Annotated in this window: 8 protein-coding genes; all 8 read right to left on the bottom strand. The window is 68.8% G+C overall.

Features of this window, described 5'->3' with window-relative positions; genetic code table 11:
* Nucleotides 1-138: 138 nt before the first annotated feature.
* Nucleotides 139-1,281, bottom strand: a complete 1,143-nt coding sequence (gene chvE, locus ACFYPR_RS26080) for a multiple monosaccharide ABC transporter substrate-binding protein (protein ID WP_234582843.1) — start codon at nucleotides 1,279-1,281, stop codon at nucleotides 139-141.
* A gap of 234 nt (nucleotides 1,282-1,515) precedes the next feature.
* Nucleotides 1,516-2,505 carry a LacI family DNA-binding transcriptional regulator gene (locus tag ACFYPR_RS26075; protein WP_387262910.1) on the bottom strand — a complete coding sequence of 330 codons (990 nt, stop codon included), beginning with the start codon at nucleotides 2,503-2,505 and terminating at the stop codon, nucleotides 1,516-1,518.
* A 414-nt stretch (nucleotides 2,506-2,919) separates the two neighbouring features.
* Nucleotides 2,920-5,040, bottom strand: a complete 2,121-nt coding sequence (locus ACFYPR_RS26070; protein ID WP_387262907.1) for an RICIN domain-containing protein — start codon at nucleotides 5,038-5,040, stop codon at nucleotides 2,920-2,922.
* A gap of 339 nt (nucleotides 5,041-5,379) precedes the next feature.
* Nucleotides 5,380-6,882 carry an L-arabinose isomerase gene (araA, locus tag ACFYPR_RS26065; protein ID WP_387262904.1) on the bottom strand — a complete coding sequence of 501 codons (1,503 nt, stop codon included), beginning with the start codon at nucleotides 6,880-6,882 and terminating at the stop codon, nucleotides 5,380-5,382.
* Nucleotides 6,883-6,908: 26 nt separating this feature from the next.
* The gene (gene yjfF / locus ACFYPR_RS26060) at nucleotides 6,909-7,901 is read right to left on the bottom strand and encodes a galactofuranose ABC transporter, permease protein YjfF (protein ID WP_354861996.1); all 993 of its coding nucleotides are present in this window, start codon (nucleotides 7,899-7,901) and stop codon (nucleotides 6,909-6,911) included.
* The gene (locus tag ACFYPR_RS26055) at nucleotides 7,898-8,968 is read right to left on the bottom strand and encodes an ABC transporter permease (RefSeq protein ID WP_387262901.1); all 1,071 of its coding nucleotides are present in this window, start codon (nucleotides 8,966-8,968) and stop codon (nucleotides 7,898-7,900) included. The genes yjfF and ACFYPR_RS26055 overlap by 4 nt, the downstream gene beginning before the upstream one ends.
* On the bottom strand, nucleotides 8,965-10,506 hold the full coding sequence (locus ACFYPR_RS26050) for a sugar ABC transporter ATP-binding protein (RefSeq protein WP_354861993.1): 1,542 nt from the start codon (nucleotides 10,504-10,506) through the stop codon (nucleotides 8,965-8,967). The genes ACFYPR_RS26055 and ACFYPR_RS26050 overlap by 4 nt, the downstream gene beginning before the upstream one ends.
* 180 nt (nucleotides 10,507-10,686) lie before the next feature.
* The gene (locus ACFYPR_RS26045) at nucleotides 10,687-11,691 is read right to left on the bottom strand and encodes an ABC transporter substrate-binding protein (RefSeq protein ID WP_387181665.1); all 1,005 of its coding nucleotides are present in this window, start codon (nucleotides 11,689-11,691) and stop codon (nucleotides 10,687-10,689) included.
* Nucleotides 11,692-11,719 lie beyond the last annotated feature (28 nt).

Genomic DNA, 11,719 nt, shown 5'->3' with positions numbered 1-11,719 from the left:
CCCAGTACGCCCGCGCCTGAGGATTTCCGCCGGTCGGGGGGGGGGGCGGGGGCGGCCCCCCCCCCCCCCCCGCCCCCCGCCCCCGCCCCCCCCCCCCCCCCCCCCCCCCCCCCCCCCCCCCCCCCCCGACGGGGTGACTTACTTCTTGGCCTGACCGGCGGCGACCTCTTCCGCCGTCCAGTAACCGGAGTCGATCAGCGTAGCCTTGATGTCGTCCTTGTAGACGGTAGCGATCGGCAGCAGGTAAGCCGGAACGACCTTGACGCCATTGTTGTACGTCTGCGTGTCGTTCGCCTGCGGCTGCTTCTTCTGCAGGAACGCCTCGGCGGCGTTCACGGCCTGGTCGGCCAGCAGGCGGGTGTCCTTGAAGACGGTCGAGTTCTGCACGCCGTCGTTGATCAGCTTGATCGAGGCGATCTCCGCGTCCTGACCGGTCACGACGGGCAGCTTCTTGGCGCCGCTACCGTAGCCGGCGTTCTGCAGGGCGGTGATGATGCCCCGGGAGATGCCGTCGTACGGCGACAGCACGCCGTCGACCTTGGAGCCGTCGTTGTAGCTGGAGGTGAGCAGGTTCTCCATCCGCTTCTGCGCGGTCTCCTGCTGCCACCGCAGGGTGGCGACCTGCTCGGGGGTGGTCTGCTTGGACTTGACCTTCAGCGTGCCGGCATCGACATACGGCTTCAGGGTGTCCATCGCCCCGCCGAAGAAGTACTGCGTGTTGTTGTCGTCGAGCGAGCCGGCGAAGAGCTCGATGTTGAACGGCCCCTTGGCGGTGCCCTTCGAGCCGTCCTTGTTCAGCAGGCCGAGACCGACCAGCAGCGCGGTGCCCTGGGCGACGCCAACCTTGTAGTTGTCGAAGCTGACGTAGAAGTCGACGTCCTTGCTGCCGCGGATCAGCCGGTCGTAGGAGATGACCGGGATCTTCGCGGCCGCGGCGGCCTGCAGCTGGCTGCTGAGCGCGGTGCCGTCGATCGCCGCGATGACCAGGACGTCGGCGCCCTGGGTGATCATCTGGTCGACCTGCTGCGACTGGGTGGGGATGTCGTCGCCCGCGTACTGCAGGTCGACCTTGTAGCCCTTCGCCTCCAGCTTGGACTTCACCGCGTTGCCGTCGGCGATCCACCGCTCGGAGGTCTGCGTCGGCATCGAGACACCGATCGTCAGGTCCCCCGGCTTCTTGTCGCTGGTGTCGCCGCCGCTGCCGGCACCTCCACCACTGCATGCCGCCAGGCTCAGCGCCAGCGCCGCACTACCGAGAGCAACCAGGAATTTCCTGCTCACGGGCTTCTCCTCTCCCGATTCCCCCGCTGACCGCCGGGGCCACCTGTCACCTTTCGGGTAGTGTTAGCGCTCACATAGGGCACGTCAACACTTGATCCGAAATACCGGTGTCACGGTCTCGTAACGGAGCCGTCGCCACCGACGCGACCTCGCGAAACCCGGTCGACGATTGATCGACGGCCGCCAGTACGTGCCGGGATCGGCGGCCGCCGAGGCGTACGGCGCTGGCGCCCCTCAATGGCGCGGCGGGGCGACGCTGTCGCGGGCGACCAGGGTCGGGGCGATGGTCTGCCGCAGGGCACCCCCACCGATGCCCGACTCGATCTGGCTCAGCAACATCTGCAGGCTCGCCCGGGCCACCGCGTCGAAGTCCGGTCGCACGGTCGTCAGCGGCGGAATGAAGTACGCGGCCTCCGGCACGTCGTCGAAACCCACGACGCTGATCTCGGCCGGCACCCGCCGCCCGAACTCGTGCAACGCCCGCAGCACTCCCAGCGCGAGGTGGTCGTTGGCCGTGAAGATCGCGGTCACCTCCGGCATCCGGGCGAGCATCTGCCCGCACCGGTAGCCCGACGCCGCCGACCAGTCCCCGTGCATCAGGGGCGGTGGGTTGATCCCCGCGGCCAGGAGCGCCGCCCGCCAGCCCTCGATCCGGCCGGCGCTGTCGAACCAGTCGGACGGCCCCGAGACGTGCCACACGGTGCGGTGCCCCGCGTCGAGGAGATGCTGGGTCGCCGCCCGCGCGCCAGCCACCTGGTCGACCGTCACCAACGGCACCGGCCGCTGCGGATCGCCGTCGACCGTCACCAGGGGAACGTCCTTGGGCAGCCGTTCCAGGGCCTCGCCGGCCGACTCGACCGGCGCGATGACGACGATGCCGGCCACCCGGTGCGCCAGGTGTCGCTCGACGGCTGCCGAGATGGAGCGGTGGTCGAGGTTGCGGACGCTGCCCACGCTGACCGCGAAGCCCTCCTCCGCGGCCGTCTGCTCCAGGGCGGCCAGCAGTGACGCCGGGCCGTAGAGGGTCGTGTTCTGTGCCACCACGCCGATGACCTGGGACCGGCCGGTCACCAGTGCGCGTGCGGCGCCGTTCGGGCGGTAGCCGAGTTCGGCGATCGCCGCCCGCACCCGCAACCGGGTCTGCTCACGCACGTTGGGGTGCCCGTTGAGCACCCGCGACACCGTCTGGTGGGAGACACCGGCCAGACGAGCGACATCTGTCATCGCGGGACCGTGCACGGCCATTTCACTCCCCCCGCCTGCAACCCGACCCGCGGCCCGTCGACGTTGACTGGAGCGGCCCGGCCCGATCCCCCTCGCTCAGCCACCACGCCGGTGCTGAATCGCAGGTGACCAGCGCTGGATCGCCGACAGTCTACGCCAGGCACCGCCGCCAACACGGAACGGCTGAGCGTGAACGACACGGCGGGTGCCAGGTCGGGCGGCAGCGCTCCGCGCCGCGCGTGCCGGCCTCCGCTGACCCGAGCCGGCCACGGCGAACCGCCGCCCCGCTCGGCGCTCCTGGACAGAGCGCGGAACAGGGCGGCGGCGGGCCGGAGCCGGCGACGCGGACACCTTCCGCGGCGGGAGAGGTGGTCCATTCGCGTCACCCGTGGGTTACTCGTTGTGTGACCGGCGTCACGGTGTCGTCAGGTCGAATCGGCGCACGGTGACCGCGCCACCGAGCGCCTGTGTGGCGTGGTTGAAGATGGCGAACCGGTAGCCCATGAAGAACTGCCAGTTGTTCGCCAGGGTCAGGGCGTTGCCGAAGGACGTGAAGTTGACCCCGTCGGTGCTGTACGAGAAGCGGGCCAGCCGGCCGGACCCGGGTCTGATGTCGGCGTTGGCCCGCAACCAGATCCGGCCACCGGAGACGGCGGTGCTCGCCACCTCGCTGCCGGTGCTGGTGGTGTTCCAGTTGCCGTCCATCGTGAGCCCGTTCTGCATGACCAGGCGGGTGGACCCGTTGTCCCGCCGGACCCCGATCCACGCTGACGAGTTGCGCAACACCGCCAGGCCGGTGCGATCACCGTCGCGCATCGTGGAGTAATCCAACTCGATGGTGGCGGTCGAGGTGGGGCCCTGGATCCGGTGGGTCAGCGTGTTGCGCGCGGCGTACAGGTCGCCGGTGACCGTGGCGGTCTGCAGCTGCAGCCCGTTGTTGACCGACCACCGGTTGTTGTCCGGGTTGTGGTTCCACTCCCACTGCGGGCCGAGGGTGGTGCCGGCGAACGTGTCGGTGCCGGTGAGTGGCTTCACCGCCCGGGGCGCGGCGGGCAGGTTCGGCTTCGGGTACGAGCTGCCCCACGCGCCGTTGACGGTCTGCAGCACCGGCCAGCCGTCGCCGGTCCAGGTGATCGGCGCCATGGCGGGCATCCGGCCACCGGGGTACGCGTCGACGAACGCCATGTAGTACCAGTCGCCGTTCTGGGTCTGCACCAGTCCGCCCTGGTGCGGCACGCCGCCACCGGAGATCGGGCCGGGCAGGTTGAGCAGCACCTGACGCTGCTCGTAGGGGCCGAACGGGCCGTTGGTCGACTTCAGCACGTACTGGCCGTTGGCCGGCCGGGTGAGCCAGATGTAGTACGCGCCGTTGCGCTTGTAGAAGCGTGCGCCCTCCAGCGTCCCGATGCTCGACGGCGTGCTGTAGACCTGCTGGCTGCGGACCTGGGTCTTTCCGTCGGCGGACAGCTGCGCGACGCTGATGGTGGTGTTGCCGTACGCGACGTACATGGTGTCGTTGTCGTCGATCAGCATGCCGGCGTCGTAGTAGCAGTTGGGGATGGTGGTGAGCTTGCTCCACGTCGAGTCGACGGCGGACGCGGTGTAGATGTGGGTCTGCGCGAAGTCGATGCACCCGGCCCAGTAGTACGTCTTGTTGCTCGGCCGGTAGTTCAACGTCGAGGCCCAGATCCCGTCGACGTACGCGTTACCACCGCTCATGTCGTACTTCGAGCCGAAGTCCAAGCGGGGTACGGAGTGCCCGGCGTACTCCCAGTTCACCAGGTCGTACGAGCGCAGCACCGGAGCGCCCGGCGAGTAGTGCATGGTGGACGCCGACATGTAGTAGACGTTGTCGACCCGGATGATGTCGACGTCGGCGAAGTCCTGCCAGACCACCGGGTTCGAGTACGTGCCACTCGACGGGGGTGGCGTCGTGGGGGGCGGCGTGGTGGGGTTGCCCCCGCCGTCGACGCGTACGAGCTGCCACTGCTGGTTGGTGCCGTTCCAGTCGTCGTACTGCACGATGTTTCCGCCGTCGGCGGTCGAGGCGCCCTGCACCTCCATCACCCTGTTGCTGTTGCGGTTGATCAACCGGACGTAGCCGCCGTCGGAGTCGGCCAGCTGGAACTGCTGGTTGGTGCCGTTGTTGTCGGTCCACTGCACAATCGCCGCGCCGTTGGCGGTCGAACGGTTGTAGACGTCGAGCACCTTGCCCGACAACCGCGACTTGAGCCGGTAGTAGCCACTTCCCGAGTCCACGAACTGCCACTGCTGCTGGTTACCGTTGTTACGCGTCCACTGGGTGATCCGAGCGCCGTCGTTCGTGGCCAGGTTGTACACGTCCAATGCCTTGCCGCTGTTGCGGTTCACCAACACGTACCAGGCGCTGGTGTCGACCGTCGCCGCTGACGCGGGCGCCGCGGCCACCGCCGCGGCCGCGCCACCGACCACCAGTGTCATCGCGGCGACGGCGAGTCTCGACAGCCACCCGCGCCCACGTGGCGCACCCCGGGGAACCCGACCGATGGAAAGCATGATCCTCCTCTGCTGACGCGAACCGTGCGGTCTGGGTCGGCGTCCGCGGCACCGGGCGGGGCACCGAGCTGACCACGCCCGACCATGTGATCGCTAACACCGATCGCCCGACCGTCGCGGTGACGAGGTGCCGAAACCGCGGGGTAGGACGCGCGCGCGGCCGGACCAGCCAACGACATCGACCATCTTGGCTATAGACTGTGAGCGATAACATGCTGTTAGTCAAGGCGTAACACAACCGCCTCGTGGCCCTGCTGGCGCACACGCGAACGGGTGGCCCACCCCCGCCCGCAGGCAGGAATGGACCACCCGTTTGTCAGAACGCTGCGAGCGCGCGGATCAGAAGCCGCGGGCCAGCCGGTAGTAGGCCTGGTTCCAGCGGATCTCGTCGGCGAAGCGGCGCGGCTCGGTGTCGGCGTCGATGACGACGAGCTCGGTCCGGCTCATCTCGGCCAGGTCGTGCAGCTCCTCGGTGCCCACCGCCTGCGACAGCACGGTGTGGTGCGGGGCGCCGGCGGTGATCCACGCCTCGGCCGAGCCGGGCAGGTCCGGTCGCGGCCGCCAGACGGCGCGGGCGACCGGCAGCCGGCGCAGCGGCTGCGGCGGCGGCACGACGTCGATCTCGTTGGCCACGAGCCGGAACCGCTCCCCCATGTCGGCCAGGCCGAGCACCACCGCCGGGCCGGGCGCGGCGTCGAACACGAGCCGCACCGGGTCCTCCCGCCCGCCGATGCTCAGCGGGTGGATCTCCACGTTGGGCACGTCTGACGCGATGGTCGGGCAGACCTCGAGCATGTGGGCGCCCAGCACCAGCTCCTGACCCGGAGTCAGGTCGTAGGTGTAGTCCTCCATGAACGACGTGCCGCCCGCGACCCCCACCGACATCGCCTTGAGGGTGTGGACCAGGACGGACGTCTTCCAGTCGCCCTCACCACCGAAGCCGTAGCCGTCGGCCATCAGCCGCTGCACGGCGATACCGGGCAGCTGACGCAGACCACCGAGGTCCTCGAAGTTGGTGGTGAACGCGCGGAAGCCGCCGGCGTCCAGGAACGCACGCATGCCGAGCTCCAGACGGGCCGCGTAGCGCAGCGAGTCGTGCCGCTCGCCCCCGGGAAGCAGCTCGGCGCCGACGCGGTAGCTGTCGTCGTACTCCTTGACCAGCTCGTCCACGTCGGCGTCGGCGACCTCGCCGACCACCTGGACCAGGTCGTTGACGCCGTAGGTGTTGACCGACACCCCGAAGCGCAGCTCCGCCTCGACCTTGTCACCCTCGGTCACCGCGACGTCGCGCATGTTGTCGCCGAAGCGGGCCAGCCGCAGCGACCGCATCGCCGACCAGCCGAGCGCCGCGCGGGCCCAGGCCCCGACCCGGCCGGTCACCCGCGGGTCACTCACGTGCCCGGCGACGGTCTTGCGGGCCACCCCGAGGCGGGTCTGGATGTACCCGAACTCACGGTCGCCGTGGGCGGCCTGGTTCAGGTTCATGAAGTCCATGTCGATCTCGTCCCACGGCAGCAGGACGTTCGCCTGGGTGTGCAGGTGCAGCAGTGGCGTCTGCAGGGCGTCCAGACCGGAGATCCACATCTTCGCCGGTGAGAACGTGTGCATCCACGCGATGACCCCGATGGCCCCCTGCGCGGCGGCGTCCCGGCAGACCTGCAGGATCTCACCGCTGTTGGTCAGGACGGGCTTCCAGACCACCCGGGCGGGAATCTGCGGCGAGTCGTCGAGCGCGGCCGCGATCTGGCGGGACTGCTCGGCGACCTGCCGGAGCGTCTCCTCGCCGTACATGCCTTGGCTGCCGGTGAGGAACCAGATCTCGGGGTGGGTTTGTGGTGCCATGGGGTTGCCTTCCGCGAGAGGAACGGTCACTTGTAACGAATTCCGATGAGGCGCTGGAGGAGGATGAACGCGAAGAGCAGTCCGCCGATCACGATCTTGGTCCACCAGGAGTTGAGACTCCCGTCGAAGGTGATGAGGGTCTGGATCACACCCAGCACCAGCACGCCGAGCACCGTGCCGAAGACGTAACCCGAGCCACCGGTGAGCACGGTGCCTCCGATCACGACGGCGGCGATGACGTCCAACTCCATGCCGACGGCGATCAGCGGCGCACCCGAGAGGGTGTAGAAGGACAGCAGGATGCCACCGATCGCGGAGCACAGACCGCTGATCGTGTAGACGGCGATCCGGGTCCGCCCCAACGGCAGACCCATCAGCAGCGCCGACTGCGGGTTGCCGCCGACCGCGTACACGTTGCGCCCCAACCGGGTGTAGGCCAGCACGTACGCCGCGACGAGCACCACGGCGAAGGCGATCAACACGCTGATCGAGACGAAGTTGCCCCGGGGGTCCCCGATCCGCTCCTGCGACATCCTGGTCCAGAACCCGTCGGTGATCGGGATGGACGAGCCGGAGATGAACGTGCACATGCCGCGGGCGAAGAACATCCCGGCGAGCGTGACGATGAACGGCTGGATGTCGAAGAAGTGGATGGCGCAGCCCATCAACAGGCCGAGTGTCGGGCCGATGAGCAGGGCGATGACGAGCACGAGCGCCGCGGGCAGACCCTTCTGCAACAGATCCGCCGACACCATCGCCGTCATGGCGACGACGGACCCCACCGACAGGTCGATGCCACCGGTGAGGATCACGAAGGTCATCCCCACCGCGACGACGAGCAGGAAGCCGTTGTCGATGAAGACGTTGAAGATGACCTGCACGTTCGAGAACGCCGTGTACTGGGACACGCCGATGCCGTACATCACCAGGAGCAGGGCGAGCGTGGCAAGCACCGGCACCTGCCGCCGAGGCAGCCGGATCCGGGTGCGGCGGGGGGCGGTGAGCGATCCGGTGGTCATGCCGGCACCTGCTCCTTCGGCTTGTCGGCGACGGGGCGCGGCGGCGGGGCGCTTCTTCTGCGCCGGCTGAACTTGGCTCGGAACGCCGGCGCCTGGATGAGGCAGACGGCGATGACGACTACCGCTTTGAACAGCAGCGACGTCTGCGGTGAGATGTTCATGGCGTACACCGTGGTGGTCAGGGTCTGGATGATCAGCGCGCCGAGGATCGTGCCGCTCAGGAAGAACCGGCCGCCGGCGAGGGACGTGCCACCGATGACGACCGCGAGGATGGCGTCCAACTCCACCCAGAGGCCGACGGCGTTGCCGTCGGCGCTGGAGACGTTGGCCGTCATCATGAAGCCGGCGATCGCCGCGCAGACGGCGCTGACGACGTACGCGAGGAAGATGACCCGACCGGAGCGGATGCCGGCGAGCCGGCTCGCCTCCGCGTTGCCGCCCACCGACTCGATGATCATGCCGAGTGCGGTACGGCGGGTGAACGCGGCGACGAGCAGCGCCGCGGCGAGGGCGATGAAGATGGCCAGCGGCAGGGTGAGCAGGTGGCCCAGCCCGATCGCCCGGAACGGCTCGGAGTTGATGGTGATGATCTGACCCTGGGTGATCAGCTGGGCGAGGCCCCGGCCGGCCACCATCAGGATCAGGGTGGCGATGATCGGTTGGATCCCGATCACGGCCACCAGCACCCCGTTCCAGACGCCGAGCACGAGCGCGACCCCCAACGCCATCGCGAGGGCGGTCAGCACCACGGTGAGACTGTTCTGGTCGGGCTGCCTGCTGATGTACATGCAGGCCATCGCGCCGCTGATCGCGCACACCGAGCCCACCGACAGGTCGATGCCGCCGGTCGAGATGACCAGGGTCATGCCCAGCGCCACGAGGATCAGCGGCGCGCTCAACCGCAGGATGTCGATCGGCGAGCCGTACAGGTGCCCGTCCTTGAGCTCGATGGACAGGAACCCGGGCCGGTAGATCGTGTTCGCGGCGAGCATGGCGACCAGCACGGCGACGGGCCAGAACAGCCGGTGACCGATCATCGTCCGATAGCGGCCCATGGTGTCGTTCATCGGTCCACCTCCTCCCGGTGAGATCCACTCGCGATCGTCTGCATGATGCGCTCGGCGTCGAGGTCCTCGTCGTTGGCGAGCTGCGCGACCATCTGCCGGTCGCGCATGACCGCCACCTTGTGGCTGAGGCGCAGCACCTCCTCCAACTCGGCGGAGATGAACAGCACCGCCATCCCGCCGTCGGACAACTGCGTCACGAGCCGCTGGATCTCGGTCTTCGCGCCGATGTCGATGCCCCGGGTCGGCTCGTCCAGGATCAGCAGCCGCGGCTCGGTGATCAGCCACCGGGCCAGCAGCACCTTCTGCTGGTTGCCGCCGGAGAGGTTGCGGACCGGCACCTCCGGGTCCGCCGGACGGATGTTGAGGGCCTTGACGTACTTGTCGACCAGCTCGTCCTGGCGGCGGCGCGGGATGGGCCGCAGCCAGCCGCGGGCGGCCTGCATGGCGAGGATGATGTTCTCGCGGACCGACAGTTCGGGAACGATGCCCTCGGCCCGGCGGTTCTCCGAGCAGAAGCCGACGCCCTGGTCGATGGCCTGCGCGGGGGTACGCAGACTGCCCGACGTGCCGTCGATCGCGACCTGCCCGCCGTCGGCCCGGTCGGCGCCGAAGAACAGCCGCGCCACCTCGGTACGCCCGGAGCCCAGCAGACCGGCCAGGCCCACCACCTCGCCGGAATGGATGGTCAGGCTGAACGGCGCGACCGCGCCCGCCCGGCCGAGGTTCGACACCGCCACCAGGGGGGTGCCCTCCTCCAGCTCGGCCAGGTCCCGCCGGGAGTGCTCCTCGATCCCTTCGAGGACGTCGAGTTCCTTGCCGATCATCTTCTCGACGAGGCTCAGCTGGGGCAGCTCGGCGGTCAGGTACTCGCCGACGAGCCCGCCGTTGCGCAGCACCGTGATGCGGTCGGCGATCTCGTAGACCTGGTCGAGGAAGTGGGTCACGAACAGGATCGCGATGCCCTCGTCGCGCAGTTGCCGCATGATGCGGAACAGTTGCGCGACCTCACCCGCGTCGAGGCTGGACGTCGGCTCGTCCAGGATCAGCACCCGGGCCTGGATGTCGATCGCACGGGCGATCGCGACCATCTGCTGGATCGCGAGGGAGTACGAGCCCAGCGGCGCGCTGACGTCGAGGTCGAGGTCGAGGCGCGCCAGGAGCGCGCGTGCCCGTCGGCGGACCTCACCCCAGCGGACGGCGCCGAAAAGCCGCGGCTGGCGGCCGATGAAGATGTTCTCCGCCACCGAGAGGTTGGTGCAGAGATTGACCTCCTGGTAGACGGTGCTCACCCCGGCTGCCGTCGCCTGCATCGGGCCGGTGAAGGACACCGGCTCACCGTCGAGGGTGATCGTGCCCTCGTCGGTGTCGTAGACGCCGGTCAGCACCTTGATGAGGGTCGACTTGCCGGCGCCGTTCTCGCCCAACAGGGCGTGCACCTCGCCGGGGAAGAGCCGGAAGTTGACGTCGTGGAGTGCGCGCACCCCGGGAAAGGACTTGCTGATCCCGGTCATCGTCAGGACCGGACGGCTATCCGTCATCCCATCAGACCTCTTCTGGGGGTTGTCGACGCGGATGGGCCGCTGCGCTCCCACCGCGCCCGCCCGGCCGCCCCGGCGGGAGGCTCGGGCGGGCGTGGCGCGGGTCATGCCCGGTCCGTTCGGGTTTATGGGGCGACGCGGCGGGGTCGCCACGCGAGCGCGGCGACCCCCCTGCGTCGATCAGTACTTGCGGTTGGGCAGAGCCTCCTTGGCCTGCTCAGTCGTGAAGGTGGTCTCCTCGGTCTCGATCCGAGCCGGCACCGTCTCGCCCGCGTGGACCTTCTTGGCCAGGTCCATCAGCTGCGGGCCGAGCAACGGGCTGCACTCCGCGATGAAGTTGAACTTCCCGTCGGCGAGGGCCTGCATACCGTCCTTGACGGCGTCCACAGTGATGATGGTGATGTCCTTGCCGGGCACCTTGCCGGCCGCGGTGATCGCCTCGAGCGCGCCCAGACCCATGTCGTCGTTGTGCGCGAACAGCACGTCGATCTTCGGGTTGGCCTTGAGGAACTGCTCCATGACCTGCTTGCCGCCGGCCCGGGTGAAGTCGCCCGTCTGCGAGGCGATGACCTTCAGGTTCGGGTTGGCGGCGATCGCCTCGGCGAAGCCCTTCTTGCGGTCGTTGGCCGGCGCCGCGCCGGTGGTGCCCTGCAACTCCACGATGTTCACCGGGCCCGAGGCGGCCTTCTTCTGCTCGACCAGCCACTCACCGGCGAGACGGCCCTCCTTGACGAAGTCCGAGCCGAGGAAGGTCTTGTAGAGGGTCTTGTCGGCCGAGTCGACCGAGCGGTCGGTCAGGATGACCGGAATGCCGGCGTCCTTGGCCTCCTTGAGGACGGTGTCCCACCCGGACTCCACCACCGGCGAGAAGGCGATCACGTCGACCTTCTGCTGGATGTAGTTGCGGATCGCCTTGATCTGGTTTTCCTGCTTCTGCTGAGCGTCGTCGAACTTCAGCTCGATGCCCGCCGCGGCCGCGGCATCCTTGATCGAGGTGGTGTTCGCGGTACGCCACCCGCTCTCCGCACCGACCTGGGAGAAGCCCATCGTGATCTTGCCGTCGTCCTTGGACCCGCCGCCGCCGGTGTCGCTGTTGCCGCAGGCCGCCACGCCGCCCACGAGCAGCACGCTGGCGAGGACCGCGACAGCGCGCCACGGAGCGGACTGCGTTCGCATCTTTCTCATCAGTTCTCCTTGGCTGTGGTGTGGTGGG

It is taken from the genome of Micromonospora sp. NPDC005254 (genome assembly GCF_042872525.1).
Classification (GTDB): Bacteria; Actinomycetota; Actinomycetes; order Mycobacteriales; family Micromonosporaceae; genus Micromonospora.
This window is presented reverse-complemented; position numbering and strand designations above follow the sequence as displayed.

Excerpts from the sequence above, each read along its gene's own strand:
- araA (WP_387262904.1), bottom strand. The coding sequence starts at position 6,882 with ATGGCACCACAAACCCACCCCGAGATCTGGTTCCTCACCGGCAGCCAA.
- yjfF (WP_354861996.1), bottom strand. The coding sequence starts at position 7,901 with ATGACCACCGGATCGCTCACCGCCCCCCGCCGCACCCGGATCCGGCTG.
- ACFYPR_RS26050 (WP_354861993.1), bottom strand. The coding sequence starts at position 10,506 with ATGACGGATAGCCGTCCGGTCCTGACGATGACCGGGATCAGCAAGTCC.
- ACFYPR_RS26045 (WP_387181665.1), bottom strand. The coding sequence starts at position 11,691 with ATGAGAAAGATGCGAACGCAGTCCGCTCCGTGGCGCGCTGTCGCGGTC.
- ACFYPR_RS26075 (WP_387262910.1), bottom strand. The coding sequence starts at position 2,505 with ATGACAGATGTCGCTCGTCTGGCCGGTGTCTCCCACCAGACGGTGTCG.
- ACFYPR_RS26055 (WP_387262901.1), bottom strand. The coding sequence starts at position 8,968 with ATGAACGACACCATGGGCCGCTATCGGACGATGATCGGTCACCGGCTG.
- ACFYPR_RS26070 (WP_387262907.1), bottom strand. The coding sequence starts at position 5,040 with ATGCTTTCCATCGGTCGGGTTCCCCGGGGTGCGCCACGTGGGCGCGGG.